The sequence below is a fragment of the Halococcus sp. IIIV-5B genome (genome assembly GCF_003602035.1).
GTDB lineage: Archaea > Halobacteriota > Halobacteria > Halobacteriales > Halococcaceae > Halococcus > Halococcus salsus.
In genome coordinates this window covers 17,635-42,880 of record NZ_QZWE01000009.1, presented here as the reverse complement: position 1 = coordinate 42,880, position 25,246 = coordinate 17,635, and the positions used below count along the sequence as shown (strand labels likewise).

Here is a 25,246-nt window from a genome sequence, read left to right as displayed (position 1 = left end):
CGAGGCGGGGCCGAGCGAGCGGGCCAAGGAACCCCCGAGCGAAGCGAGTGGGGTGACGCAGGCTTTTGATCCACATTTTGCCAGCGAGCGACCAACGGGAGCGAGCGCAGCAAAAGGTGGGATCTTAGTACTGATACCGCCGGACGTCGTCCTGGTTCGCCTGGGGCTGGTAGCTCCCACCGGTCATCTCGTCGTAGGTCATTCCTGAGAGGTACTCGTCGTAGGTCACGTCGTAGCCGCTCCGGAGGTGGAAGTCCAGTCGACCGGTCTCGACGGTGGTCTGGAAGAACTGGTGGAGCGCCCGCCGGAGGATCTCACCTGTCTCGTCGGGGTCGAGCGCGCTCTGGAGGAGCGCCAGTTCGTTGCGGCTCTCGCGGTCGAGCGCGAGGGTGAGCTCGTCGCCGAGGTCGGCGTAGCGCGCGTCGACGTCGTCCGAGAGGTCGTCGAGGCTCATGGCGCGGGGTCTGGGACGTGCGCGCAAACCCCTTTCGGCTCCGCGACCGCCACGCGTATGGTCCGCAGGTGGTTCCCTCCGGCAATGAGTTCCCCCGAGTCCAGTACCGATGTCCCGCTCCCCGAGGACCTCGATACCGAGGCGGTTCGCCGGGCGCTCGTCGAGTGGTACGAGGCCGACCATCGCGCCTATCCGTGGCGCGAGACCACCGACCCCTACGCGATCTGGGTCTCGGAGGTGATGAGCCAGCAGACCCAGCTCGACCGGGTGGTCCGGGCGTTCGAGGCGTTCGTCGAACGCTGGCCCGACGTCGACACGCTCGCGGCGGCCGACCGCTCGGACGTGGTGGGGTTCTGGAGTTCTCACAGTCTGGGCTACAACAACCGCGCGCGCTACCTCCACGAGGCGGCGGGGCAGGTCGTCGAGGAGTTCGACGGGAGCTTTCCCGAAACCCCCGACGAGCTTCAGGAACTCCAGGGCGTCGGGCCGTACACCGCGAACGCGGTGGCGAGCTTCGCGTTCAACAACGGCGACGCGGTCGTCGACACCAACGTCAAGCGCGTGCTCTACCGGGCCTTCTCGGTGCCCGACAACGACGCGGCCTTCGAGGATGTGGCGACCGAACTCATGCCGGACGGCGAGTCGCGGGTTTGGAACAACGCGGTGATGGAACTCGGCGGCGTGGCCTGCGAGAAGACGCCCGCGTGCGATACGGCCGAGTGCCCGTGGCGCGAGTGGTGTGACGCCTACGCGACCGGCGACTTCAGCGCGCCCGACGTCCCAGTCCAGTCGGCCTTCGAGGGCAGTCGCCGGCAGTTCCGGGGTCGGGTGGTCCGGGTGCTCGGCGAGTACGACTCCCTCCCGCTCTCGGAGCTCGGCCCCCGGGTCCGCGTCGATTACGCCCCCGACGGCGAGCACGGCCGCGAGTGGCTCTCGGGTCTCCTGTCGGACCTCGCGGACGACGGTCTCGTGACGCTCGACACCGACGGCGAGACCACCGCTCGACTCCGGCGGTAACTCGTTTTTCGGACGCCGAACCAGCGCGACTTTGGCTTCCGAACGTCTCCGGGTCACCAATGACCGAGCCCCCACACGTCGTCGCGCTCTGCGGCAGCCTCCGGGAGGCGAGCTACACCCGGATCGCGCTCGAACACGCGCTCGCGGAGGCCGACCGCCTCGGCGCGACCACGGACCTCGTCGACCTCCGAGCACTCGACCTCCCGATCTTCGACGCCGACGACCGCGAGGCCGGCGACGCGCTCGCGATGAAGGAACGGATCCGCCGGGCCGACACCGTGCTCCTCGGGACCCCCTCTTACCACGGCTCGTACTCCTCGGTGCTGAAGGCCGCCCTCGATTACTGTGGCTTCGACGAGTTCGAACACACAACAGTAGGATTGCTGAGCGTCGCCGGCGGCGCGTTCCCGATCACGCCGCTCGACCACCTCCGGTCGGTGGCGCGGGCGCTCAACGCGTGGGTCATTCCGCACCACGCCGCGGTGCCGAAGGCCCGCACCAAATTCGAGAACGGCGAACTCGTCGACGAGTCCTCACGCGAGCGCGTGGCGACGCTCGGCCGGCGGGCGGTGGAGTACGCGACCATCGAACCCGACCCGCCGAGCATCGAGAGCACCGAGAACCCCGGCGCGGACGACTGATCGTGAACCTACGTCGTGTGCCACGCCGACCGAAGCATCCAGCTGGAGTGTCCGAAACACGGTGATTCGGTCCACCTACCGAGTCTCCGAGGGGAAGAAAAGCGACTACGACATCTCGGAACGAAGACAGATATATGAACACGTCACCTCGTTTGATACCCATCGGGTATGCCCGAATTCGAGTTCCAGAATGGGTTTGTTTCGATCGGTGAACAGGAACTAGATATCACCGCAAGACCGACTACCGGTATCAAGCAGTGGTATCGGGAGAGAAAATCGACGCTCATACTCTTGACAGTAGCGTTTCTCTTCTACGTTGTAATTGCTCTATACGACATTGGACCGGCAAGGTCGTTCCTCGCTGCGATACTCAGCGGTACCGCGGTCCTACTCTTCCTCTGGTCGCTCGTCTACTTCGATATCGTTGAAGGACAACCAACGACCATCCCTCGGGAAGCAATAAAAGAAGCTCACTACCGTTCCAAGGATCGATTCGGTTGGTCGAAGGTGACGATCGTTTATATTGAGGAAAAGGGCGATGAAGAGCAGATCAAAGAGCGAGATATCCAGACTTCGTTTCCCCTCTTGGGGGGGAACAATAGGCTGGAACCAGCCATCGAGGCGCTCGAAAAAGCGGGCATAGAAACCCGACGAAATCCGGACTGAAGCCGTGTTTTCGTCCTTTTTGAAACGGTCGCGTTTAGAAATCCCTCGTCGCCCGGTCGCAGGTCGTGAGCGTGTCGAAACCTGAATAATCCCCGGTGTGGTAGTCCGTGTGTGACGCAGTGGGTCGAGAACCCGACCGGCGGGCGCGACAGGGGGCCGGGAGCGCTCGCGCGCGCGTGGCTCGAAGTCCTCGTCCGTCCTCGGCGGTTCTTCTCGACGGGGGTCGCGCCGGGCGACCAGGCCCCCGGACTCGTCTTCGTCGGCGCGGTCGTCGCGGTCGAAGAATGTTCGCGATTCCTCCTCGTTCCCGGTGCGCTCCCGGTGATCGCGGACCAGCGACTCGCCTCGCTCGTGCTCGTCCTCGTGCTCGCCGTGGGCCTGATCGCGCCGCTCGCCCTCCACTTTGCGGCCGCGCTCTGTACCCTCGGGCTCGCGCTCCTCGTCTCCGAGCGCGGCGGGATCAGCGAGACGGTGCAGGTCATCGCCTACGCCACCGCTCCCTGTCTCCTCGCGGGACCACCGATCCCTGCCCTCAGAGTCGTCTGTGCGGTCTACGGTGCGGTGTTGCTCGTCGTCGGCATCAGTGAGATCCACGGGACGAGCCTTGTCCGGGCCGCACTCGCCGCGGCGGTCCCTGCGGCCTTCGTTTTCGGCTACGCCTTCCGCGGCTTCGCGGCCGCTGGAACCGTGCTCGGACTCAGTTGATAGAAATCAGTCGAGCGCGCTGCCGACCCCGCCGCTCGACTGCGCACGCCAGAGCTGCGCGTACGACCCCTCGGCGTCGAGGAGGTCGTCGTGACTCCCACGTTCTTCGATCCGCCCGTCACGGAGCACGAACACCCGGTCGGCGTTCGTCACGGTCGAGAGCCGGTGGGCGATCACGAACGTGGTTCGGTCCTCCGTGAGGCGTTCGAGCGAGCGCTGGATCGCGGCCTCCGTCTCGGTGTCGACGTCGGAGGTCGCCTCGTCGAGCACGAGCACCGGCGGGTCCTGGAGCATCGCCCGCGCGATCGCGAGGCGTTGGCGCTGTCCACCCGAGAGTTTGACCCCGCGCTCGCCTACACGTGTGTCGTAACCCTCCGGGAGCGCGGTGATGAACGCGTGTGACTCGGCGGCTTTGGCGGCCTCGACCATCTCTTCCTCGGTAGCGTCGAACGCGCCATATCGGAGGTTCTCGGCGATGGTGCCGTCGAAGAGGTAGGTGTCCTGGGCGACGTAACCGATCGCCTCGCGGAGCGATTCGAGGGTCAGGTCCCGAATATCGTGGCCGTCGAGCGCTATCGAACCCTCGTCCACGTCGTAGAGCCGCAGCAGGAGTTTGAGCAGGGTGGACTTGCCCGCACCCGTCGGGCCGACGAGCGCGATGGTCTCGCCGGGGTCGGCACTGAACGAGACGTCGTCGATCACGACCTCCTCGTCGTAGCCGAAGGTGACGTCCTCGTAGCTCACTTCGCCCGCCGGATCGCGGAGAGTGGTCGCATCGTCGGCGTTGGTGATGCTTGCGGGGATGCGCATGAGGCCGAAGACGCGCTCGCTCGACGCCCGCGCGTTCTCGTACTGGTCGATGATCGTCGAGACCTCCGAGAGGGGCGTGACGAACCGCTGGCTCATCAGGAGGAAGGTCACGAAGGTCCCGGTCGTCAGACTTCCCGTCAGGAAGAGGGGCGCTTCGCCCGTGGCGAGCCACCACCCGCCGACGACGAACGTCGCGCTGAAGGAGAGGCCGGCGAGGAGCTCCATTCCCGGCCGATAGAGGTAGTTGAGCCGGAGCATCGCCATCGTCCGCTCGAAGTAGGTGTAGGAGGCGTCGGTGACGCGCTCGGTCTCGTAGTCCTCGGTACCGGTGGTCTTGACGAGGCCGATGCCGCTCAGACTGTTCTCGAGTCGGGTGTTGAGCGCGCCGACGGCCTTTCGCTGGGCGACGTAGCGGGGTTCGACCGCGCGCATGAACCACCGGGTGAGCAGCGCCATCGCGGGCACCGCCACGAGGGTGACGAGCGCGAGCTGGGGGTTCATCCAGACCAATATCGCGGCGATACCGCCGATCATCACTACCAATCGAGCGGAATCGTGGAGCGCGTCGTCGAGGAAGCGTTCGAGGTTGGTGGCGTCGTTGTTGAGTATCGCCATCACCTCGCCCGTCTGCTTGTCGTCGAAGAAGGGCATATCGAGGTTCTGCATCTTCGCGTAGCAGTCGGTCCGGACGTCGTGCATCACGCGGTGGGCGAAGTTGTTCGCCGTCACGCCGTAGACCCAGGTGAACACCGCCGTCACGAGGAAGGCCCCGACGATCAGGCCGACCGAGAGCGCGAACTGGCCGCCGTCGGTGGTCGGCAGCCACGTCTGGGGCACGAACGGGAGTTCGTAGGGCGCGCCGGAGCCCGCGGTCGGGAACACCGCGTCGATGGCGACCCCGAGCACCAGTGGGGGCAGGAGGCTCGCACCGCGGGCGATCACGTTCGCGGTCATGCCCGTTGCGAACCAGCGACGGTGGTCGAGACCGTAGTCGGCGAACAACCGATAGATCGGCCGGTCGACGGCCTCGCGATACTCGTCGAAGACGCTCTCCCCACCCGTCGACATTCGTCGGTCCCTACCCACCGAACGAGCAAAAACACCCGACATTCACCCCGTTCGGCCGACCCCTCGAAACGGGACGCACGGACGTCTATGTAGCACAATATATAGTCGAGAGGAAGAATTGATAGTCCCCCGTGAATTCCGAGCCGATATGGAACGCGGTCCCGCCGAGCGAGTCCCTCCGACGACGCAGCGCTCGGACGACCTCCTCTCGATCGCCCACCGAGGCTTCGCGGGCGTCGCCCCGGAGAACACCCTCACCGCGATGCGGGCGGCCTGTGAGAACCCGGGAACCGACATGGTCGAGATCGACGTCCAGCCCGCGGCGAACGGCGAGCCGGTGGTCTTCCACGACCTCACGCTGGGCCGACTCACCGACGTCCCGCCCGCCGAACGACGCCGGCGAGTGTCCGAGACCCCGCTCGAAACGCTTCGCGACTGTTCGGTGCTCGGCAGCGACGAGCGGGTGGCGACGTTCGCCGAGGTGCTCGACGCCATTCCCCCGAACGTCGGGGTCAACGTCGAACTCAAACACCCCGGGACCGGGCAGCCGCGCCGCGAACTCGACCCCCGCAACCGGAGCCGGGGCCGCGACCGCTGGAGTCCGCTGGTCGAACGGGTCGTTCGGGCGCTCGACGACCAGGGCAACAGGGCGCTCGTCTCGTCGTCCTACGAGGGCGCGCTCGCCGCGATGCGGGAGGTCGCCCCGGAGATCCCGCTCGCCTATCTCTTCTGGAACTCGATCGAGGGCGGGCTCGAAATAACCGACCGCTACGACTGTGAGGCCGTCCACCCCTCGCTGGACATGGTTCGGGGGGCGGACCTCTTCAACTCGGGCTACGTCCCGACCGGGCCGTTCGCCGACATCGACCTCGTCGAGCGGGCGCACGAGACCGGCCGGCCGGTCAACGTCTGGACCGTCACGGACTGGCACCAGGCCAGCCAGCTCCGCGCCGCCGGCGTCGACGGTCTCATCGCCGACTACCCGGGGCTCGCGCGGGTCACGCCACCCCGAACCGCGGCCGACGCCGGCCCGTCGGCCGCCGACGCGTCGGCAGCGGTGTCGGACGACTGATCACAGGAAGTCGTCGAGGTCGGCGACGCTTTCGGCGACCAGCGTCGGTGAAAGCGGGCTCTCCTCGACCGCCTCCCGCGTGGCGTCGCCGGTGAGCACGCAGACCGACTCGCAGCCGAGGCGGTCGGCGAGGCGGATCTCGGTTTCGAGCCGGTCGCCGACCACCGCGACGTCCTCGGGTGCGAGGTCGTGTTCGTCGAGCACGTGATCGAGCATTCTCGGGTCGGGTTTCCCGAACACCCGGTCGGGCTCCTCGCCGGTCGCGGCGGCGACGAACGCGCCGATCGAGCCGCAGTCGGGGATCGGCCCCTCCGGTGTCGGACAGACCATGTCCGGGTGGGCGAGCAGGAACTCCGCGCCGTCCTGTATCGCGAGCGAGGCGCGCTCCGCCTTCTCGTAGGTGAGTTCGGTGTCGAAGCCCACCACCACCGCGTCCGGGTCGTCGGCCTCGGTCGCGAGACCGGCATCGGTCATCGCGCCGCGCATCGCGCGCGTGCCGACGACGTAGGCGTTCGCGTCCTCCTCGTCGAGGTATTCGATCACGCCGTCGGTCGAGAGCACGATGTCGGCCTCCTCGGCGGGGATCCCGAGGTCGTCCAGCTTCTCGGCGTAGGCGGTCTTCCAGCCCGAGGAGTTGTTCGAGAGGAAGTAGACGGCGACGCCGGCCTCGCGAAGCGACTCGACGACCGCTTTCGCGCCCGGCAGGAGGTCGTCGCCGAGGTAGAGCGTGCCATCGAGGTCGAAGAAGACCGCGCCCTTCTCGGAGAGGGATGACAGGGGCGAGAACACCCGATCGGCCCGGTGGAGGTCGTCGAAGTCGTCGACCTCGACCCACCGCGCGCCCGCGATGTCGAGGGGTTCGACGTCGTGGTCGCCGGGCGCGAGGAGCGCGTCGATGGCGACCTCGGTCCAGTCGCCGGTCTCGGCCGCGAGTCGGTCCTCGATCTCCGCGAAGAGCCGGGTCGAGAAGTCGGCGGAGAACCGGTAGACGTCGATGCTCGTGGCATCGGCCTCGGCCGCGGCGACGTCCTTCGAGAGATGTTCGACCCGATCCCGACCGTCGAGGGTGAGCTTCATCGACTCTTCGTCGTAGGTCTCCATGTCGCACGCGACGGCGCTGCCGGAGCCCGTGGCGAGTTCGGCGGCGACGCGCGGGTCGAACACCACGTCGCCGTTCGAGAGGCAGAACGCCTCGCCGTCGACCGCCTCGCGGGCGAGCGACAGCGAGTACATGTTGTTGGTGGTGTCGTAGTCCTCGTTCTCGATCACCGTGATCTCGAGTTCGGGGCGCTCCGCCGCGACCGCCGAACACAGTTCGCGGACGTCGTCGGCGAGGTAGCCCGCGACGACGACTATCTCGACGATGCCGGCGTCGGCGTAGGCGTGGAGCTGGTGGGCGAGGATCGGTCGCGATCCGACCGTCACGCAGGGTTTCGGCTGGTCGGCGGTCACGGGGCGGAGCCGGGAACCGACCCCGGCCGCGAGCACCACTGCCGTGCCTATCGGGGTGGATACTGCAGCAGTCATACCGACGATTTCGGGTCATTCGTTGTAGCTGTTCGCCCTGAGAGTGAAAGCAATGGATTTTTCGACCGTTCTATGGAGATATTCGAACCTTTTTGTTTTCGTGGTCTCGGATGGTTCGGAAAACCCGTTCCGCGCGGTCGGGGCGAGTATCACAGAACCGTTCGCGGACTCGGGTGCGCTCGGCGGCGAACTTGTCCGCCTCGGGCCCGAGGATCCGGTCGAGGGCCGCGAGGAGTTCCGGGTTCGTTCGGGCGACCGGGCCGGGTGTGACCTCGTCGTAGTCGAAGTAGAAACCCCGCTCGGCCCGGTAGCGTTCGAGGTCGGGTGCATAGAACAGGACGGGTCTATCGAGCAGGAGGTAATCGAAGAACACCGAGGAGTAGTCGGTGAGCAGCGCGTCGGCGAGCGGCAACAGCGCGTGGCTGTCGACGGACGCGGGGAGCCCGCGGATCCGGTCACCGGCGAGCGCACCGGATTCGAGCGGTTCGTTCGGATGGGGTTTGACGAGGAGGTACGCGTCGTGACGTTCGAGGAGCTCGTCGAGGGCGGCGGTGTCGAGCGTTTCGAGCACGCTCTCACCCGCGTCCCGAAAGGTCGGGAGCGAGAGAACGAGCCGGTGATCGGCGGCGAGCTCCTCGACCGCCCGGAGGCTGGCACCGTCGAGACCGATGTCGCCGTCGGCTATCGATCCGACCAGTGCGTCGTTGCGCGGATAGCCCGTGATGGCGAGGACGTCGGGGTCGACGCGGAGCCCCGAGACGAAGGCAGGGGTCATGGCCTCCGCGGGGATCGTGATGTGATCGAGCACGTCGTGGGCGTAGGCGTGGGCGAGGCGAACGGGGAGGGGTTCCCCGGGGAAGTGCGAATCCCACGAGATGTGCTTCAGCGGCGTGCCGTGCCAGAGCAACACCGCACGCGCGCCGCCCGAGAGCCAGAGGTTCACGTCCCGGAGGCCGTGGGTGAAGAGCACGACGCCCGCCCGGAGGTTCGCCCGGAGGCCGCGCAACGAACGGGTGTGGTGGGCCTCGTAGCCCCGGGCGCGAAGCGTGTCGACGACCTCGGGGTCAGTCGAGAGCCAGACCGCTCGCACCTCGGGGTGGTTCGCCGCGACGTGGAGGAAGAGGTACTTCGCGTTGTCCGCGAACCCCTGACCGCTCCGGGTGCCGAACACCCACAGGTCCGGGTCGCGGGCGAGCGGGAGGCGTGCGACGAGCCAGTGGAGGAGACAGCCGGCGACGAGAAACGCGCGGTCGAGAACCCCACGGAGACGTTGCTGCATCGTGTAAATCCGTGGCGGTCCAGCCCAAAGCCCCACCGATCGGGGCTTGCGGGTGGTCCGTTCGGCGCGGCGCTTCTCAGGCGATCCGGGATCCGCCGTCGACCCAGACCTGCTCGCCGGTGACGTAGTCGGCCGCCTCGCTCGCGAGGTAGAGATACGCGCCCGCCAGGTCCGCCGGGCGGCCCGCCCGCGTCGGTGGGGACCGACCGTCGCCGCCCACCGCCTCCTCGGCGCGCTCGGACCAGCCCTCGGTGATCTCGGTGGCGACCGGGCCCGGCGCGACGCTGTTGACCCGGATGTCGTGTTGGGCGAGTTCCAGTGCCGCGCTTCTCGTTATCATCCGGATCGCACCCTTCGTCGCGGCGTAGTGCGAGTGTTCCCAGTCGGGCATGGTCGAGGTCGAGGAGGCGGTGTTGACGATGACCCCCGGCTCGCCGCGCTCGATCATGTCGTTCGCGGCGGCCTGGGTCCCGAAGAAGGTCCCCACGGTGTTGACCTGCTGGACCCGTTCGAGGTCCTCGGGAGTCACCTCGCGGAAGCGCCGGCTGACGTGGACCCCGGCGTTGTTGACCATTACGTCCACGCCGCCGAACTCGCGGGCGGCCTCGACGACCGATTCGATCTCCGCGGGATTCGAGACGTCGGTCTCGACGTATTCGCCCTCGCCGCCGGCCTCACGGATCGCCTCGTGGGTCGGCCGTTCGGCGTCGCGGTCCTTCGGTTCGGATCGGACGTCGGCGTTGACGACGGTCGCGCCGGCCTCGCCGAACGCGAGCGCCACCGCGCGGCCGATGCCCGAACTCGCGCCGGTGACGATGACCGTCTCGTCGGTGAAGTCGCCGGTGATAGTACCCATACCTGAACCAGCGGGTCCGACGGGTTAAGCGGCCGCGTTGGGGTTGGTGGGTCGGTGTGGGTGTCGAGTTGCCGGTAGCTTGGGGCTTTTAGCCCGGGGTCCATCACTCCGCGGTGATGCACGCAGCAATCTACCACGGGCCGGGCGACATCCGCGTCGAGGAGGTCGCCGACCCTGAGATCGAGGAACCGACGGACGCCGTAGTCCGGATCACTCATACGGCAGTCTGTGGCTCCGACCTTTGGTTCTACCGTGGCCATCGCGAGGAGATGCCCGAGGGCGCGGGGGTCGGCCACGAACCGATGGGGATCGTCGAGGCGGTCGGCGACGCGGTCCGGAACGTCGAACCCGGCGACCGGGTGCTCTCGCCGTTCTCGATCTCCTGTGGCGAGTGCGAGTTCTGCCGGAAGGGCCTCCAGACCTCCTGTGTCAACGGCTACGGCTGGGGTGGCGATCTGACTGGGGCGCAGGGCGAGAAGGTCCGCGCGCCGCACGCCAACGGCACGCTCGTGAAGGTCCCCGAACGCTACGCCGACGATGAGGACGTCCTCGAATCGCTCCTCCCACTGACGGACGTGATGTGTACGGGCCACCACGCGGCCGTCAGCGCGGGCGTCGAGGCGGGCGAGACGGCCATCGTCGTTGGCGACGGCGCGGTCGGGCTGTGTAGCGTGCTCGCCGCGAAACGCCTCGGGGCCGAGCGCGTCATCGCGATGGGCCACCACGAGGACAGGTTGGAAATCGCCGAGGAGTTCGGCGCGACGGAGGTCATCTCCGCGGAGGGCGAGGAAGCCATCGAGGCGGCCCGCGAGACGACCTACGGCGGCGCGAACCACGTCCTCGAATGCGTGGGGATGGAGTCCTCGATGGAGACCGCGGCGGAGGTCGCGCGTCCGGGTGGGACCATCGGCTACGTCGGCGTGCCCGCCGGCGTGGAGACCACCGACTTCGTCGCCACAATGTTCGGCAAGAACGTGGGCCTCGAAGGCGGCGTCGCGCCGGTGCGCCACTACGTCGACGACCTCATGGCCGACGTGCTCCAGGGAACCCTCGACCCCTCGCCGGTGTTCACGAAGACCGTCGATATCGAGGGCGTGCCCGAGGGCTACGAAGCGATGGACGAGCGCGAAGCGGTGAAGGTGCTAGTCAAGAACGAATAGAGCCAGAAAGTCGTTTATCTATCTCCAGACATTGATTTATTGATGTTAGCACAGCATGAACCTTCAGCGGATAGCCGACGAAGTTATCTCGTGGCTCATCGCCCACGGTTTTCAGCCTAACAATCGAGAGTGGGTGGGACTAATCCTACTCGCGACGTTTGCAGCATTCATTATCTGGAACACTCAATCACGTTCAGCACTGCTTTCGGCAATTAAGACGGCCACTGGCCGCAAATTGCTCGCTCTTTGGGTGATCTACACTCTGTGGATAGTATTGTTCGTGCTGGTAGCAGATGTGGTTGGTATCTGGGATCCAGCATTGACAAAGGATACCTTTGTCTGGGGAGTGTCCTCTGGTCTTGTACTACTGGGGAGTTTTACCGACGCTACAAAGGTTAGCTATCTCAAGGCCAAAGCCACGGAAATTGTCGGAGGAATCGTGGCAATCGAATATTTCATGAATTTGTCGCCCTTCTCGATACCGATCGAGCTTGTTCTGCAAGTTGTACTGCTAATCGCCATTGCTCTTCCGGCCGGTGCAAGCAATTCTCAGGAAGAAGAGATCGCATCTAAAGTAAGACTATGGACTTTGACCATCGCATCGGCTGTCGTGGTGATCCATACCTTACGAACTGTCGACGTGTCGTGGGGTGCGGTAGATTGGCAGCTATCTGTCGTCAAGATGGTTCTGCCTATGTTGTTGGGTCTGTGGATCTTGATACTCACATTTCCACTCTCGATCTACGCAGCCTACGAAGAAGTATTTCTTCGGATAGATATCTGTAGGAGTGACAACTCAAAAGCGTGGAGAGCAAAAATTGGCGTCGTGTTAGCGTTAGGTATCCGGCTCAGCTCAATACGAGAAGCAGCGAAGGGAGGGGGTATGGCGTACGATGTAGCTCATACGAATTCTGTTGGTGCTGCTTACGAGGAGGCTAAACGCCACAGGTTAGAAAATAAGCGCTGAGAAAGAATCCACTCGAAGAGAGAGAGTCGCTCTGGTCAGTCGGCGTGCCCGTCGAGCGCCTTGTCCACCAGCGCGGCAACTTCGTCAACAACATCCTCGTCCACAGCTCGGTGCGGAAAGCGAACGTGCCCAGCCGGGACGTCACGGTGAGCCATCGCGGCCTTGAGACCCGGAACCCCGTGCTTCGCGGTGATCGCCTGGTTGAGCGCGACCAAGTCCGAATTGAGCGCGCGGGCGGCGGGGCCGTCGTCTCGCTGGCGATAGACCTCGGCAAGAAGGTCGGGGACCACGTTGGCGAGCGCCATGACACCGCCGTCGCCGCCGGCGTCGAGTGCCGGTGCGAGGAGCGCGCCAGTCCCGACGAGGAGGTCGAAGTCCGGCCCCGCGAGACGGCGCTCGCGCTGGAACGCGATCATGTCGCCGGTCGAGTCCTTCATCCCGGCGACGTTCTCGTGGTCGGCCACCGCCCCGACCGTTTCCGGGTCGAGCGAGACGCCGGTCTTCGCCGGCACGTTGTAGAGGTAGATCGGGAGCGGGCTCTCGTCCGCGAGTCGGCGGTAGTACGCCGCGAGCGCCGCCTGGTCGTGCTCGAAGTAGTAGGGTGTGACGACCAGCGCGGCGTCGGCTCCAGCCTCGGCCGCCCGCCGTGTCTGTTCGCGCGTCTCCTCGAAGCCCGGATGGCCGGTCCCGGCGAGCACGGGCACCGAGACCTCGTCGGCGACGATTTCGGTCACCTCCGCCCGTTCTTCGAGGGTCATGAGCTCCGATTCGCCGTTCGAGCCACACGGCACGACGAAGTCCACGCCGCACTCGACCACCCACGACGCGACCGCTCGAAGTTTCGATTCATCGATCCCTCCGTCCTCGTCGAACGGCGTCACCAGCGGGACACCTACACCTTCCATATTTCACCCCTCGTCCGCCCCCGCTATAGCACTCTTGGCTGATCCACCCTCGAAATCACTCCCCGTCGTCGTCGTTCTGCTCTACGGCCGGATCGTGCTTCTCGTACCACTCGGTGAGCTGTTCGAGCCGGTGGAGCGCGCGGTCCGGGTGGGTGACGTTGTGGTGTTCGTCGGGGTAGACCACGAGCTTCGCGTCGACGCCCTGCTTGCGGGCGCTGACGTAGAGCTGTTCGGACTGGCTGGGCGGACACCGCCAGTCCTGCCCGCCGGCCATCACCAGCAGGGGTGTGTCGATGTTTCCGGCGTCCCTGATGGCCGAGGCGGCGTCGTAGGTCTCCTTGGCCTCCCACGGCAGCCCGAACTCGTTGACGAGCCCGACCTGGGTGTCGTCGGTCCCGAAGACCGACCGGAGGTCGTAGATACCGTGTTCCGGCGCGGCGGCGGTCAGGCAGTCGGTCTGGGTCACGAGGAACCCCTGCGCGATGCCCCCGTAGGAGACTCCGCGGCCGAACACGCGCTCGGGGTCGGCCCAGCCCCGCCCGCAGAGCGCCTCGATACCGGCCGCGATGTCCTCGACTTCGACGGTGCCCCACTGCCCACGGAGCTCCTCGGCGAACGCCCGCCCGTAGGAGGCCCCGCCGCGATAGTTCGGACAGACCACGACGTAGCCCCGGCTCGTCCACGCCGTGTACTCGAAGCTGAACTCCGGCGTGTCGTAGTGGACCGGTCCACCGTGGATCGAGACGACCAGCGGATGGGGCTCCGGGTCCTCGGGATCGAAATCCGATGGCAGGTAGGTGATCGCGTCGATCTCGTGCCCGGCGCTCTCGTAGCGAACCCGCTCGCAGTCGGGGAGCGGGTGTTCGTCGAGCAGCTCCTCGTTCACCGCGGTGAGCGCCTCGAAGGCGTCTCCACCATCGCTTTCGAGGGCCGAGAGGCTCGCGGCGTGGAGATCCGCGCCCTGGGAGGGATGTGTCGACAGCGCGACCAGCGTTCCCGCGGCGAGGTCGAACGTCCGGAGGGTCCGGTGCTCGACCGGGTCGGGGAAGACTCGTTCGGCGGGCGTACCGTCGGGGTGGGCTCGAACGAATCGGACGTCGGCCTCGTCGGCGATGGCCGCCAGCACCGTCCCGTCGTCCCACCGGAGCGGCGCTCGTCGGGTGGGCCGCCGGTCCAGGTCGGTGGTCAGCGACTCGTAGTCGTCGCCGTCCCACACGTAGACCTGGCCGGGAACGGCGCTGTTCTCGGGGTCGCCCCCGACGAACGCGAGCCGGTCGCCGTCGGGGTGCCACTCCGCGCCGCCGACGACCAGGTCACGGTCGGTGAGGCGGGCGAGGTCGGTGCCGTCGGGCGCGACGGTGTAGAGGTCCAGCACCGCGTTGTCGTCGGGCCGTTCGGTCCGATTCGAGAGGAAGGCGATCCGGTCGCCCGCGGGGCTCCACGTCGGCTGGAGGCCGCTCATGGGTTCGAAGGCCCCACCGCCGTAGGTGTCGTCGAGGCGCGTCGACTCGCGGGTCTCGACGTCGACCACGAAGAGGTAGCTCCGCACCGAATCCAGCCAGCCCGCGCCGTCGGCTTTGTGCTGGAGGCGTTCGGTCTCGATCGGTCCGTCCCCCTCTCGGTGGGCGTCGAGATACTCGCGTTCCTCGTCGGTCGGGTCGCGCGCCGAGACCACGACCCGCTCGCCGTCGGGCCCCCAGTCGAACTCCCGAACCCCCTCGTCGCGGTCGGTGACCTGCCGCGCGTCGCCACCGAGTTCGAGGTCGAAGACCCAGACCTGCGACTTCGGTTCGTCGCCGTTCTCGCTCGACTCCGTCCCGTCCTCGTCTTCGTCCGAATCGTCCGCCGCGACCGTCAGTTCGACGTCGCGCTCGCGCGCCGCGATCACCCCGATTTTCGTACCGTCGGGGCTCCACTGCGGCGATCCCGCGTCCGAAGCGCGGGTCAGTCGGTGGGGCGGTCGGTTCCCGTCGGTCGGCACCACGAAGACCGAGCTGTGACGTTCGTCGTCGGCCCGACTCGGCTCCGCCGCGACGAACGCGACCCGGTCGCCGTCCGGCGAGAGCGCGACTTCCGTGATCGTCGTCACGTCGTAGACCGCATCGAGCGGTATCGGGTCCGTCATCGTGGATCGTCACCACACCACGGATATCACGCTGTCCCTTCGCCGACACCCTCCGTCGACGCGTCACGACGATTCGACGTCGATCCCGCGACATCTCGGCAACCGCTCCGGAGCCGACCCGAGTCCACAGTAGCCCTCCCGAGAGAAGGGAGCGTAGCTTCAAGTCGCGGGCATCGAACGGTCGGCTGTAATGGCCCAGTCCTTCCACCTACGGGTCCGTCGACCCGTCACTCGCGCTCTCACTCCCCATGTCTCGGTCTGAACCCTCCCCATCGGCCGACGGCGAATCGCTCCACCAGGCGTACATTCTGGGTGTTCGGATCGTCGAGTGTCACCCGACCGACGCCGACGGGGTTCGATACCGGTTCGAGGCTCCACATCACACGGGGATCACCTTCGAGAACCCGGAGACGGCCGAACTCTACGCCGACGTCTACTTCGACGTCAACGGCTTCGAGGAGGACGGCACCGGTGACCGAGGTGTTCCGCCCGAGATCATCCAGGCCGGCCGCGACACCCTCGTGGCGTACTTCCTGACCCAGCCCGGCGTCGACGTCAACTGGGTGGCGTCGTTCTACGGGGTGAAACCGGAGAAGGTCCGGCGGTACGCCTCCCGGGTCGAAAAGCGCGCGGCTGGGATCCGGGAGGGTGCGAAAGAGCGCGGTATGGAGTAGTCGACGGCCGGTTTTCGTTCTCGACGTACTGATTCACGTGCTCGTCGTCCGATGCCGAGTCTCGACCGTCGCACTCGGGAGCGAACGGACCACTATGTAGCCCTCATAGCCGTTCGTTCGGAGAGGTATGTCTCCGGTGTTTATGCCGCGAAGCTACTTCCCTCGGGCCTTTGCGTGGTCATCTGCATGGTCGAATTCACGCGACGGAAGCTGATGGCGACGTCAGTCGCGGCCACGCTCGGTGCCAGTGTGGTCGGCACGGCGAGCGCCGCGCACTCTGAAGAAGTGGAGGAGACGGATACGCCGGGGGCCCCGAGCGTCAAGGGCGAGCTCAAGCGTTTCTCGACGACCGCCTTCGGTGCCGAGGTGACGGGTCCCTTCGTGTTCGACGACGGTGGACTGCTCTATAGCCTCCAGCACCCGAGCGAGGAGAACCCCGAGCCGTTCAACCGGGCCGGCATCGGCTACTTCAGCGGTTTCAACTTCGATCTGGACGGCGACAACGACGACTTCGAGGAGGTCTCGACACCCCAGACCGAGGACGAGCAGGGACGCGTCCGGTCGGGTAACGGCGAGTACACGCTGCTCGCACAGGGCCGCGAGCCGATCAACGGCGGCACGGAACGCCTCGGCGTGACCCAGACGCCCGACGGGACCGATATCGTCCGGGCGGACGCCGCCGACGCCGAACCCAACCGGTCGAACCGCCCCTACTTCGCAGGTACCCAGTACGGGCTGGCCGCGAGCAACCCCGACTGCAACCAGTTCGTCCCCACGGACGACGGTACTGGAGGGTATCTCTTCACCAACTGGGAGAACAGTCCCGGGAACATCTCCCGGATACCGATCGACCAGGACGACGACGGCGAGTGGACGGCCGACCTGGAGAACGCGATCAACCTCGCGAACACCGACGCCCTCCGCGACCTCGGCGGCACGCGCATCAACTGCTACGGCGACCTCAGTCCGTGGAACACGATGCTCTCCTCCGAGGAGAACTACGCCCACCCGCGCGTCTCGCTCACCCACACGGTGGGCGACATCGTCGAGGCCGGCAGCGGGAAGGACCTCATCGGCGGCTGTCAGTTCTGGAACCGGCCGAACCCCAACGGGATCGGCGAGGCGATCGTCGAGTACTACGGTGAGGACGAGGCGTTCGAACCGCAGGGCTACTGGGCGCTGACGGGCGTCGAGTTCCTGGCGTACTACTTGGGTGCCGAGCAGGTCGACCAGCCCGACGCCGACCAGCCCGACGAGGAGACGCTCAGCGACACGACGCCGATCGGCGACGTCTACCCCAACCCGTACCGCTACGGCTACCACGTCGACGTTCGCGAGCCGACGGCCGACGAACCCCAGCCGGTCAAATACCACGTGATGGGCCGGGCGGCGTGGGAATCGCCGAACGTCCAAGCCGACGAGCGAACCGTCTACGGCTGCTCCGACGGCGACAGCAAGGGTATCTACAAGTTCGTCGCCGACGAGCCGATCCCGAGCTACGAGGACCCGATGGACGTCGCGGGCACCCTGTACGCCCCGAAGATCACCAACGACGCCGCCTCCGCAGCCGAGGCCGGCGAGCGGAACTCCCCGGCGGACGTCGACCTCGAAGTCGAGTGGATCGAACTCGGCCACGCGACCAACGCCGAGGCCGAGGCGTGGATCGCCGAGTACGACGACGTGACCCAGGAGGACTACCTCGCGCACGCCGAGACCGACTGGGAGGACGACCCCGAAGCGGCGCTCGAAGAGGCCGACAAGGAAGTCATCGAGAACGGCAATCAGAACTACATCACCAACAAGGAGATCGTCGAGTGGGCCGAACAGTACGAGGCGAACGGTCCGGACGGGGTCGACGAGGACCTCCGGAAGGTCCCCTTCCTGGAGATGCGAGCGGCCGCCAAGGAGATCGGTGCGTCCATCGAGTTCAACAAGGCGGAGGGCGTCGACAGCGTCGACGGGGCGCAACCGGGCGACTACGTCTACTTCGGCATCTCCGAGTTCAACGACGACATGGCCGACGACACGGGCGATATCCGGATGGACCGCGTCGACGGCGGCGTGGTCTACCGCGCGGAACTCGAGGACGACTACAACGTCTCGACGCTCGAACCGGTCATCGTCGGGCCCGACTTCACCGACCCGCCCGCGGACGCCGACGACGCGCTCCGCAACGTCGACAACGTCTACGCGATGGACGACGGCCGGCTGATCTGCTGTGAGGACGGCTTCGGCGGTCCCGCCCGCTCGTACCCCAACGACGGACTCTACGTCTACGACCCCGACCCCGACGGCGAGAGCGGCGACGACGACGCGGGCTTCCACACCCCGCCGGCGGACGACCCGCTGAACGCCCGCTTCCGGGACTGCTGTGCCAACACCGTCAGCTCGCCGCCGGAGAACGGCATCCTCAACCTCGACCTCGTCTACGGAGCGTACGAAGGCCCGTACGACGTCGAGATCACCTCGCCGGAGCTCTCCGACGTGCGGATCGACGAGATCGTCTTCGACAACGCCGACGACGACACGTCCGACCTCACCCGCGACGACATCGTCGGGATGGACTTCTCCGACGTGTCGGCCGGCGAGTACGAGTTCACCGTCAGCGTCGTCGACGCGGACGCGACGGCCACGGTCTCCCTCGAAATCGAGGACTGAGCGCCAGCCCGTCGACCAACACCGACTCTCGCTTTTTTCACTCCGAGCGTTTCGACGACAGCGACGAGCCGAGCCCGACGTCGAACGCTGCCGGGTCGATGTCGTTCATCGCCGGGAGGCGGCGCAAGCGCGGCAACGCGGCGTAGAGAGCGCACACGACCCCGAGCGTCGCTCCGCCGAGGGCCATCGTGCTCACTGCCCCGACCACGCTCCCGAGAACGCCGCCGAACAGCGCCCCGACCGGTAGCGAGACGGTCGACGCGCTTGCGGTCACCGAGGCGACCCGACCGAGCAGGTGGGTCGGCGTCACCGCCTGTTCCAGCGTGTTCCCCATCACGCCCGCAACCCCGTTCGGGACCCACGCGAGCGCGAACAGCCCGACGGCCAGCGGTGGCCACGGTGCGTACACCGCGCCGAGCCACAGCAGACAGCTCCCGGCGGCGGTGACGGCCCGGAGTCGACCGAACCGAACGGCTTCGAGCCGTGGTGTGAGCGCCGCCCCGACGGCACGACCGACGCCGAGCGCGCCGAGCATCGCTCCGAAGAGCGCCGGACCGGCGCGGAGGTCCGCGAAGCTCGGCAACACGGCGAGCGTCATCCCGGTGCCCAAGTTCACGACGACCGTCGCGAGCGTCATCTCGACGAAGACCGAGCCACGAACGGCTCTGGCCCCATCGACGAGGTCGTCGAGATAGCTGGTCACGTCGACCGCTGCCGTGGGCTGGCTCCCGTGATCTGCCGCCGGAACCCGAACCCCGAGAAACGCGAGCGCCGCGACGACGAACGTCACCGCGTCGAGGAGGAACAGCGACACCGCGCCGACGACGGCGATGAGCACGCCGCCGAGCGCCTCGAAGAGCATGTCCAGCCCGCGAAGCGTAAACGAGAACGCCGAGTTGGCGCGCGTCAACTGCTCGTCGGCGACGATCCGGGGGAGCGCCGCACTCTGTGCGGGATAGACGAACTGGTTCACCAACGCGAGCAGCGGTATCGTCACCAGGAGGAGTTCGACGGTCAGGTTCCCGGTGACGACGGCGACGGGCAGCGAGAGCACCGCGACGGCCTGGAAGAGCTGTATCGCCACGAGCGCGTGGACGATGGGCCACCGGTCGACGAGCGGCCCGAAGAGGAACTGGAGCGCCATCGGGAGGAGCAACAACGACTCGGCGACGCCAGTGTAGAGCGTCGAGCCGGTAGTCTCGTGGACGAGCCACATCGCCGCGACGGCGTAGAGGCTGTCGCCCGCGTTCGTGACGAGCCGTCCGAAGAGTAGCCGCAGGAAATCCAGGTTCCTCCACAGCGACGGATGGTTTCCATCGGTGGAGACGGGCACTTCGCGCTCGCTCATCGCCATCCCCCCGACGGACGGTCGGGTGGTCGTTCGTTTCGGTCGGCGAAACGGAGGGTCGGACACCAACCCTCGTCGGTGCCCCCGCTCCGGTCGTTGGTCGCGTTCGACGCCCGCTGTACATCGATCGGTCTCGATTCGAGTCGTGGGTCGACCGGGCTTTCGTCCAAAGCCTGGCCGTGGGCCACGAACTCGCTTGCTGTCGGCATTTGCGTGTTTGTTCTCTCTCAGAAAGTGCGACTACGGAACACGTAGTGAAGCGACCCGGGTGCTGTAGCTAGCCGACCAATTTGGAGGCCGGGTGCGAGAAAGGGGCGAAAACCGGACGGGAGGTGAGCAAGCGAGTCATTCGCCGTTACGACCTACTTTCATGCAATCAATTGTATATAACTATCGGTGGTGAGTCCGAATCTCCGCTACGAGACACACGCGCTTTGGTCGGTTCTACGAGCGGTCTTTCTCATCGAGAACTCCGCTGCATCGGACAACTTCGGGGGGAGATCCGAGACCGCTGGGGCAAGATTGGAATCGCCAGTGAGAGCGATCCCCCAGCGATGGATTCCGACAACCGTTTTAGTCACCGGCCGTTGCCTCCGGTAATGGGTAGCTGTATCATCTGCGGCACCTCCACCGAGGGCTACATCTGTGAGAGCCACCAGGAGGACGTCGTCTTTGACTTCGAAGGATCGCACGCCAACCAACTCACCCCCGGACGCTTCTACCGCGGCTCGGTCGACGGCTTCGCCGACTTCGGCGTCTTCATCGACATCGGCGACAGCGTCACCGGGCTCCTCCACCGGAGCGAGCTCGACAGCCGGCTCGAAAGCCTCGATTGGGACTCCGGCGACGAGGTCTACGTCCAAGTTACGGATGTTCACGACAACGGTAACGTCGACCTCACGTGGTCGATCCGCCAGTCCGACCGCGAGTTCCGGGGCGCGCTCGTCGACACCCCGGAGGGCGACGAACTCCCCGCGGAGGCCGACGACCCAAATGAAGACGCGGCTGCCGGGCGTCCGGTAGCCGACACCGCCGACGAAACCACGGAGACGTCGACCGCCGACGCGGGATCGACGACCACCGAGACGGAATCGACGACCGACCGGACCCGCGCCGACGGCGACAGCCCGGTCGAGACGACGTCGACCACCGATACAGTCGGTTCGACGGCCGATGCCGACGGCTCGACCGCCGATGCGGGCGGCGCACAGCTCGTCGACCCCGAACCGGAATCGACCTCGGAGACCGACTACGAGACGGTTCGTACCGACGTCCTCGACGAGCACGTCGACGACCCGGTCCGTATCGAGGGCGAAGTCGCGAGCGTTCGCCAGACGGGCGGTCCGACGGTGTTCACCCTCCGCGACGAGGCGGGAACCGTCGAGTGTGCAGCCTTCGAGGAGGCGGGCGTTCGAGCGTACCCTGGCATCGAGGCCGGCGCGTTCGTCGCGGTCGAGGGCCACGTCGAGCGCCACCGGGGCGGTCTGCAGGTCGAATCCGACGACCTCTCGGTGCTCGACGAGTCGGGGCGCGAGGCGGTCGAGACGCGGATGGCGGACGCGCTCGCCGCGGAAGCCGAGGTCGAGTCGGTCGACCTTCTCGCCGAGGACGGCGTGGTGGCGGACCTCGCCAACGAGATCCGCGACCTCGCGGGGACGATCCGACGTGCGGTGTTGGAGTCCCGACCCGTCGTGGTGCGCCACGACGCGAGCGCCGACGGCTACCTCGCCGCGGCGGCCATCGAGCGCGCGACGTTGCCGCTCGTGGAAGCCGAACACGCCCGGAGCGACGCCGCCTACCACTACTTCGACCGGCGGCCGCTCGCCGAGGGCGTCTACGACATGGATTCGGCGACGCGCGACGTCACCACGATGCTCGACGCCCGCGAGCGCCACGACGAAGCGATCCCGCTGTTCGTCTTCTGCGGCGTCGGCGGGACGAGCGCCTCGGCCGACGGCCTCTCGCTGCTCTCGGTCTACGACGCCGAGCGCGCGGTGCTCGACGTCGGTGTCGAGAAGCGGGCGGACGTGGACGCGTTCGTCGGGACGGACGGGGACGGGACCACGACGGCCGCGCTCGCGGCGAACGTCGCGGTCCACATCGACCCCGAGGTCCGCGAGGACCTCGCGCACCTGCCGGCGGTGAGCTTCTGGGAGCACACCCCGGCGGCCTACGCCGATCTCGCGAACGAGGCGGGCTACGACGCCGAGCGCGCGCGGGAGGTCCGCGAGGCGGTCGCGCTGGTCGCGAACTACCAGTCCTACGAGGACAAACGCGAACTCGTTCGCGACCTCGTCTTCGAGGGTGGCGAGGCGCTCGCGGCGGCCTTCGCCTCGCGCTTCCGAACCAAGCGCGACGCCGCTATCGAGACCGCGCGCGCCCATCTCGACTACCGCGAGACCGACGCGGGGACGATCGGCGTGCTCGACACCGACGCGTTCACCCACCGTTACGACTTCCCGCCGACCGCGCTGCTCTGTGACGAACTCTATCGTCGAACTCGCGAGGCGGCTTCGGTCCTCGTCGGCGTCGGCGAGGACGAGCTGTTCGTCCGCGGCGACGTGGACATCCACGCCATCGCCGAGGAAACCGCCGAGCGCGTCCCCGACGCCGACGTCTCCGTCGGCGCGGCGCGCGACGACCGGTTGGAGTTCCTGCTCGGCGAGCGCGATGCGGTCCAGGAAGCGGTCATCGACGTCGTCGCCGAGCAGATCTGATTCGAGCGGACTCTTCTTCCGAACACGCTGCTTTCGACGGCGACCCGTTCGAGTTCTCGACTCTCGTGCTTAGATCGAATACGGATCGGTATCTCCATCGCTAAACATCGATGTGAATCGTCACTGCTACCCAATGACTTATACTGAAAAGCGCCCGTACCTCTACCCACGTTCGACGAGACACGACACCGTGTAAGCAAGGCAGGGGATACTCTACAAATGGACTCTCTCAGGTCGAAGTTGTGGCGCGAGATCAGGAAACAGGAGCGACGGCAGATTCGAGAATACCGGCGGCTACTTCGGGAGTACGAGGTGGTTTCGGATGAACTGGACGAGTACGTGGCGAAGCTCGAAAAGGAACTGCAGAAACAGCGGTGCAATGTGGTTGGACGGTTCCCCGGTGATGAAGCCGAGGATCGGTCTATCGCCGTCTCCGGTGAATATTACGACTATCTCGAAGCGCAGAACCGGGCCGACGAGACGATGGAGGAGACCCTTCGCCGGCTGACGGGGGGTCCGGACCCGGACGTCGTTGCCGGAGTTCTCTCGGAGGAGACAGCGACGGACATACGTGAACGCTTGGAGGCGAAACACGAGACCGAGATCGACGGGAAGGACGAACTCCGAGAGCGCTTTGTGTGACCCTCGACACATCGTATCTCCTCGACCTGTTCGCGGGTGACGAAGCGGCGTTCGAACGTGGAACGACCCTTCAGGAGCACGGCACACTTCAGCGCGTTCCAGTGCCGGTCGTGATGGAACTCCAGTACGGCGTCGATATCAGTGGGTCGGCCGAGGAGCTCCGGAACGTCCGGAACGCGCTCCGTCTCTATCCGATGGTTCGTCTCGACGCGGAGATGGCTCGGTACGCCGGGAGCCTGCTCGCGCGAGCCGACCGCGACGCCGGTGGCGAGAGCGGTGTCGAGAAACTCGATGCGATGATCGCCGCGGTCGCCGAAGTCCTCGACGAACCCGTTCTTACCGACAATACGAGGGATTTCCGCACGCTCGGGACCGCCGTTGAGACGTACTGACCGCTGACGTTACGGGTGACGAAGTCCCGGCTACGAAACTTCGAAAACACGCAACGTATCGCGTTTCGTACGTTCGGAAAACCGCTGGACGAGTCCGAGGTCGGTGAATATCCCCTTCCAGTTCCGGTAGTAGAGCGGGAAGTCGTCGTTGACGTAGTTCACGTCGCCGTGGTCGTCTGAATCGTCCCCCTCGTTCTCGACGGTGACGAGCAGGTCCGCCGTGACGCGGGCCACCTCCTCGAAGACACCAGTGTTCTCCGGTGGGACGTGTTGGAGGGTCTCGACCGAGTAGACCACGTCGAAGGCGTCGTCGGGGAACTCGGGGAGGACGTCTTCGATCGCGCCGGTGTGGAACGTGCCCGCCGCGGCCAAGTCGGGGTACCCGTCGGCCATCGCCGCGAAGGATTCGTCGTTGATGTCGATGCCCGCGAGGTTCGAAAAGCCCGCCTCCTGGAGGTGGGCGAGGTGTCGACCGGCGCTACAGCCGAGTTCGAGGATCGACGCGTCTTCGGGAACGGCAGCCGTACAGACTTCGGCGAGGCGTTCGCTCGTCGCGTTCGGGCCCAGGTGTGCGTAGTACGCGGGTGAGAACTCCCCGGAACGGCCGGCCCAGCAACGGTGGTTCTCGGCCGGATCCATACCCCGCCCTTCGGCGAGGGTGGTTAAATACTCGTCAGGATCGAGTGGTGTCGGCGGCGGTCGAGATCACCAGAACTTCAGGTTGTCCTTCACGGCCTCGCGCTTCAGCTCCTGGATGTGCTCGGTCAGCGGGATGTCCTTCGGGCAGACCTCCGTACACGAGAACTGGGTCTGGCACCGCCAGACGCCGTGTTCCTGTTCGAGGATGTTGAGGCGGTGTTCCTTCAGGTCGTCCTCCTCGCGCTCGTCCATCGCGAAGCGGTAGGCCTTGTTGATCGCCGCTGGGCCGAGGTACTTGTTGTCGCCCGCCGCGATGTTGCACGAGGACTGGCAGGCACCACACCAGATACAGCGCGTGCTCATCTTGATCTTCTCGCGGTTCTCGCGGCTCTGGAGCTGCTCCTCGCCGTCGGGGGTCTCGCCCTGGAAGTAGGGTTCGACCGCGTGCATCTGGTCGTAGAAGTGCTCCATATCGACCACGAGGTCCTTCTCGACGTCCTGGTGGGGTAGGGGTTCGACCCGTACGGTCTCGGCGTCGAGGTCCGCGATCTGGGTCTGACAGCCGAGGCGCTGTGAACCGTTGATGAACAGCGCGTCGGAGCCACAGACGGCCTGGCGGCAGGAGTGCCGGAAGGTCAGCGTCGAGTCGTAGCGGTCGCGGGCGTAGATCAGGGCGTCGAGCACCGTCATGCCCTGCTTGAGCGGGACGCGGAACTCGTCGAACCGGGGTTTCGTCTTGCCCTCGACCTCGGGGTCGTAGCGGTAGACGACGAGGCTGACGTGCTCACCTTCCTCGTCGGCCGCCGACTCCGCGCGCGCCTCGCGCTCCTCGGCGTCGACCCGCTTGCGTTCGAGCCGGCGTTCCTGCGGGGAGTCGCCCTGTTCGCTCTCGGCGTCCGATTGCTGTATCTGTGTACTCATTGG

The 25,246-nt window shown here is 66.4% G+C and carries 22 protein-coding genes; 12 read left to right on the top strand and 10 right to left on the bottom strand.

Annotation, left to right across the window (positions count from 1 at the left end):
• Positions 1 to 124 precede the first annotated feature (124 nt).
• The gene (locus D3261_RS08355) at positions 125 to 454 is read right to left on the bottom strand and encodes a hypothetical protein (protein ID WP_120071346.1); all 330 of its coding nucleotides are present in this window, start codon (positions 452 to 454) and stop codon (positions 125 to 127) included.
• 84 nt (positions 455 to 538) lie between these two features.
• Here D3261_RS08355 and D3261_RS08350 point away from each other — a divergent pair, with 84 nt between their 5' ends.
• The 4 genes from D3261_RS08350 (at position 539) to D3261_RS08335 (ending at position 3,483) form a co-directional block, all read left to right on the top strand.
• On the top strand, positions 539 to 1,471 hold the full coding sequence (locus D3261_RS08350) for an A/G-specific adenine glycosylase (RefSeq protein WP_120071345.1): 933 nt from the start codon (positions 539 to 541) through the stop codon (positions 1,469 to 1,471).
• Positions 1,472 to 1,530: 59 nt separating this feature from the next.
• Positions 1,531 to 2,112 (top strand): NADPH-dependent FMN reductase, encoded by a 582-nt coding sequence (locus tag D3261_RS08345; RefSeq protein ID WP_120071343.1) that lies wholly within the window; start codon positions 1,531 to 1,533, stop codon positions 2,110 to 2,112.
• Between the two features lie 168 nt (positions 2,113 to 2,280).
• Positions 2,281 to 2,778 carry a hypothetical protein gene (locus D3261_RS08340; protein ID WP_120071341.1) on the top strand — a complete coding sequence of 166 codons (498 nt, stop codon included), beginning with the start codon at positions 2,281 to 2,283 and terminating at the stop codon, positions 2,776 to 2,778.
• A gap of 111 nt (positions 2,779 to 2,889) precedes the next feature.
• On the top strand, positions 2,890 to 3,483 hold the full coding sequence (locus D3261_RS08335; protein ID WP_120071339.1) for a YIP1 family protein: 594 nt from the start codon (positions 2,890 to 2,892) through the stop codon (positions 3,481 to 3,483).
• A gap of 6 nt (positions 3,484 to 3,489) precedes the next feature.
• Here the strand turns inward: D3261_RS08335 and D3261_RS08330 are convergent, their stop codons facing one another.
• Positions 3,490 to 5,361, bottom strand: coding sequence for an ABC transporter ATP-binding protein (locus D3261_RS08330; RefSeq protein WP_120071337.1), 1,872 nt, complete (start codon positions 5,359 to 5,361; stop codon positions 3,490 to 3,492).
• Positions 5,362 to 5,509: 148 nt separating this feature from the next.
• Between D3261_RS08330 and D3261_RS08325 the strand changes: the two genes are divergently transcribed.
• Positions 5,510 to 6,433, top strand: a complete 924-nt coding sequence (locus D3261_RS08325) for a glycerophosphodiester phosphodiesterase family protein (protein ID WP_120071335.1) — start codon at positions 5,510 to 5,512, stop codon at positions 6,431 to 6,433.
• Here D3261_RS08325 and D3261_RS08320 read toward each other — a convergent pair whose 3' ends face one another.
• From D3261_RS08320 to D3261_RS08310, 3 genes are all read right to left on the bottom strand, one after another.
• Positions 6,434 to 7,960: an HAD-IIA family hydrolase gene (locus D3261_RS08320; protein ID WP_304999777.1), complete on the bottom strand. Its 1,527-nt coding sequence runs from the start codon at positions 7,958 to 7,960 to the stop codon at positions 6,434 to 6,436.
• 70 nt (positions 7,961 to 8,030) lie between these two features.
• On the bottom strand, positions 8,031 to 9,239 hold the full coding sequence (locus tag D3261_RS08315) for a CDP-glycerol glycerophosphotransferase family protein (RefSeq protein ID WP_120071331.1): 1,209 nt from the start codon (positions 9,237 to 9,239) through the stop codon (positions 8,031 to 8,033).
• A 76-nt stretch (positions 9,240 to 9,315) separates the two neighbouring features.
• The gene (locus tag D3261_RS08310) at positions 9,316 to 10,095 is read right to left on the bottom strand and encodes an SDR family NAD(P)-dependent oxidoreductase (RefSeq protein WP_120071329.1); all 780 of its coding nucleotides are present in this window, start codon (positions 10,093 to 10,095) and stop codon (positions 9,316 to 9,318) included.
• Between the two features lie 116 nt (positions 10,096 to 10,211).
• Here D3261_RS08310 and D3261_RS08305 point away from each other — a divergent pair, with 116 nt between their 5' ends.
• Both D3261_RS08305 and D3261_RS08300 read left to right on the top strand, forming a co-directional pair.
• A complete protein-coding gene (locus D3261_RS08305) occupies positions 10,212 to 11,255 on the top strand; it encodes a zinc-binding dehydrogenase (RefSeq protein ID WP_120071327.1) in 1,044 nt (347 codons plus the stop codon).
• A 55-nt stretch (positions 11,256 to 11,310) separates the two neighbouring features.
• On the top strand, positions 11,311 to 12,222 hold the full coding sequence (locus D3261_RS08300) for a hypothetical protein (RefSeq protein ID WP_120071326.1): 912 nt from the start codon (positions 11,311 to 11,313) through the stop codon (positions 12,220 to 12,222).
• A gap of 35 nt (positions 12,223 to 12,257) precedes the next feature.
• Here D3261_RS08300 and D3261_RS08295 read toward each other — a convergent pair whose 3' ends face one another.
• Together D3261_RS08295 and D3261_RS08290 are read right to left on the bottom strand one after the other, a co-directional pair.
• Positions 12,258 to 13,127 (bottom strand): dihydrodipicolinate synthase family protein, encoded by an 870-nt coding sequence (locus D3261_RS08295; protein WP_120071324.1) that lies wholly within the window; start codon positions 13,125 to 13,127, stop codon positions 12,258 to 12,260.
• Positions 13,128 to 13,182: 55 nt separating this feature from the next.
• Positions 13,183 to 15,252, bottom strand: a complete 2,070-nt coding sequence (locus D3261_RS08290; protein ID WP_120071322.1) for a S9 family peptidase — start codon at positions 15,250 to 15,252, stop codon at positions 13,183 to 13,185.
• Positions 15,253 to 15,500: 248 nt separating this feature from the next.
• Here D3261_RS08290 and D3261_RS08285 point away from each other — a divergent pair, with 248 nt between their 5' ends.
• Both D3261_RS08285 and D3261_RS08280 read left to right on the top strand, forming a co-directional pair.
• Positions 15,501 to 15,926 carry a hypothetical protein gene (locus D3261_RS08285; protein WP_199693961.1) on the top strand — a complete coding sequence of 142 codons (426 nt, stop codon included), beginning with the start codon at positions 15,501 to 15,503 and terminating at the stop codon, positions 15,924 to 15,926.
• Positions 15,927 to 16,112: 186 nt separating this feature from the next.
• The gene (locus D3261_RS08280; RefSeq protein ID WP_199693960.1) at positions 16,113 to 18,584 is read left to right on the top strand and encodes an alkaline phosphatase PhoX; all 2,472 of its coding nucleotides are present in this window, start codon (positions 16,113 to 16,115) and stop codon (positions 18,582 to 18,584) included.
• A 37-nt stretch (positions 18,585 to 18,621) separates the two neighbouring features.
• On the opposite strand, the gene D3261_RS08275 is transcribed toward D3261_RS08280, so the two are convergent.
• Positions 18,622 to 19,932, bottom strand: a complete 1,311-nt coding sequence (locus tag D3261_RS08275; protein WP_120071462.1) for an MFS transporter — start codon at positions 19,930 to 19,932, stop codon at positions 18,622 to 18,624.
• 599 nt (positions 19,933 to 20,531) lie between these two features.
• Between D3261_RS08275 and D3261_RS08265 the strand changes: the two genes are divergently transcribed.
• The 3 genes from D3261_RS08265 to D3261_RS08255 all read left to right on the top strand — a co-directional run bounded on the left by D3261_RS08265 (position 20,532) and on the right by D3261_RS08255 (position 23,683).
• On the top strand, positions 20,532 to 22,649 hold the full coding sequence (locus tag D3261_RS08265) for an OB-fold nucleic acid binding domain-containing protein (protein WP_120071319.1): 2,118 nt from the start codon (positions 20,532 to 20,534) through the stop codon (positions 22,647 to 22,649).
• 219 nt (positions 22,650 to 22,868) lie between these two features.
• Entirely contained in the window at positions 22,869 to 23,291 is a 423-nt protein-coding gene (locus D3261_RS20680) for a hypothetical protein (protein WP_233553941.1), read from the top strand.
• The gene (locus D3261_RS08255) at positions 23,288 to 23,683 is read left to right on the top strand and encodes a PIN domain-containing protein (RefSeq protein ID WP_120071317.1); all 396 of its coding nucleotides are present in this window, start codon (positions 23,288 to 23,290) and stop codon (positions 23,681 to 23,683) included. The genes D3261_RS20680 and D3261_RS08255 overlap by 4 nt, the downstream gene beginning before the upstream one ends.
• A gap of 30 nt (positions 23,684 to 23,713) precedes the next feature.
• Here the strand turns inward: D3261_RS08255 and D3261_RS08250 are convergent, their stop codons facing one another.
• Both D3261_RS08250 and D3261_RS08245 read right to left on the bottom strand, forming a co-directional pair.
• Positions 23,714 to 24,322: a bifunctional 2-polyprenyl-6-hydroxyphenol methylase/3-demethylubiquinol 3-O-methyltransferase UbiG gene (locus tag D3261_RS08250; RefSeq protein ID WP_120071316.1), complete on the bottom strand. Its 609-nt coding sequence runs from the start codon at positions 24,320 to 24,322 to the stop codon at positions 23,714 to 23,716.
• Between the two features lie 66 nt (positions 24,323 to 24,388).
• Positions 24,389 to 25,243, bottom strand: a complete 855-nt coding sequence (locus D3261_RS08245) for a succinate dehydrogenase/fumarate reductase iron-sulfur subunit (RefSeq protein ID WP_120071314.1) — start codon at positions 25,241 to 25,243, stop codon at positions 24,389 to 24,391.
• Positions 25,244 to 25,246: the final 3 nt, after the last annotated feature.

Excerpts from the sequence above, each read along its gene's own strand:
- D3261_RS08355 (WP_120071346.1), bottom strand. The coding sequence starts at position 454 with ATGAGCCTCGACGACCTCTCGGACGACGTCGACGCGCGCTACGCCGAC.
- D3261_RS08350 (WP_120071345.1), top strand. The coding sequence starts at position 539 with ATGAGTTCCCCCGAGTCCAGTACCGATGTCCCGCTCCCCGAGGACCTC.
- D3261_RS08345 (WP_120071343.1), top strand. The coding sequence starts at position 1,531 with ATGACCGAGCCCCCACACGTCGTCGCGCTCTGCGGCAGCCTCCGGGAG.
- D3261_RS08340 (WP_120071341.1), top strand. The coding sequence starts at position 2,281 with ATGCCCGAATTCGAGTTCCAGAATGGGTTTGTTTCGATCGGTGAACAG.
- D3261_RS08330 (WP_120071337.1), bottom strand. The coding sequence starts at position 5,361 with ATGTCGACGGGTGGGGAGAGCGTCTTCGACGAGTATCGCGAGGCCGTC.
- D3261_RS08325 (WP_120071335.1), top strand. The coding sequence starts at position 5,510 with ATGGAACGCGGTCCCGCCGAGCGAGTCCCTCCGACGACGCAGCGCTCG.
- D3261_RS08320 (WP_304999777.1), bottom strand. The coding sequence starts at position 7,960 with ATGACTGCTGCAGTATCCACCCCGATAGGCACGGCAGTGGTGCTCGCG.
- D3261_RS08315 (WP_120071331.1), bottom strand. The coding sequence starts at position 9,239 with ATGCAGCAACGTCTCCGTGGGGTTCTCGACCGCGCGTTTCTCGTCGCC.
- D3261_RS08310 (WP_120071329.1), bottom strand. The coding sequence starts at position 10,095 with ATGGGTACTATCACCGGCGACTTCACCGACGAGACGGTCATCGTCACC.
- D3261_RS08305 (WP_120071327.1), top strand. The coding sequence starts at position 10,212 with ATGCACGCAGCAATCTACCACGGGCCGGGCGACATCCGCGTCGAGGAG.
- D3261_RS08300 (WP_120071326.1), top strand. The coding sequence starts at position 11,311 with ATGAACCTTCAGCGGATAGCCGACGAAGTTATCTCGTGGCTCATCGCC.
- D3261_RS08295 (WP_120071324.1), bottom strand. The coding sequence starts at position 13,127 with ATGGAAGGTGTAGGTGTCCCGCTGGTGACGCCGTTCGACGAGGACGGA.
- D3261_RS08290 (WP_120071322.1), bottom strand. The coding sequence starts at position 15,252 with ATGACGGACCCGATACCGCTCGATGCGGTCTACGACGTGACGACGATC.
- D3261_RS08285 (WP_199693961.1), top strand. The coding sequence starts at position 15,501 with ATGTCTCGGTCTGAACCCTCCCCATCGGCCGACGGCGAATCGCTCCAC.
- D3261_RS08280 (WP_199693960.1), top strand. The coding sequence starts at position 16,113 with ATGGTCGAATTCACGCGACGGAAGCTGATGGCGACGTCAGTCGCGGCC.
- D3261_RS08275 (WP_120071462.1), bottom strand. The coding sequence starts at position 19,932 with ATGAGCGAGCGCGAAGTGCCCGTCTCCACCGATGGAAACCATCCGTCG.
- D3261_RS08265 (WP_120071319.1), top strand. The coding sequence starts at position 20,532 with ATGGGTAGCTGTATCATCTGCGGCACCTCCACCGAGGGCTACATCTGT.
- D3261_RS20680 (WP_233553941.1), top strand. The coding sequence starts at position 22,869 with ATGGACTCTCTCAGGTCGAAGTTGTGGCGCGAGATCAGGAAACAGGAG.
- D3261_RS08250 (WP_120071316.1), bottom strand. The coding sequence starts at position 24,322 with ATGGATCCGGCCGAGAACCACCGTTGCTGGGCCGGCCGTTCCGGGGAG.
- D3261_RS08245 (WP_120071314.1), bottom strand. The coding sequence starts at position 25,243 with ATGAGTACACAGATACAGCAATCGGACGCCGAGAGCGAACAGGGCGAC.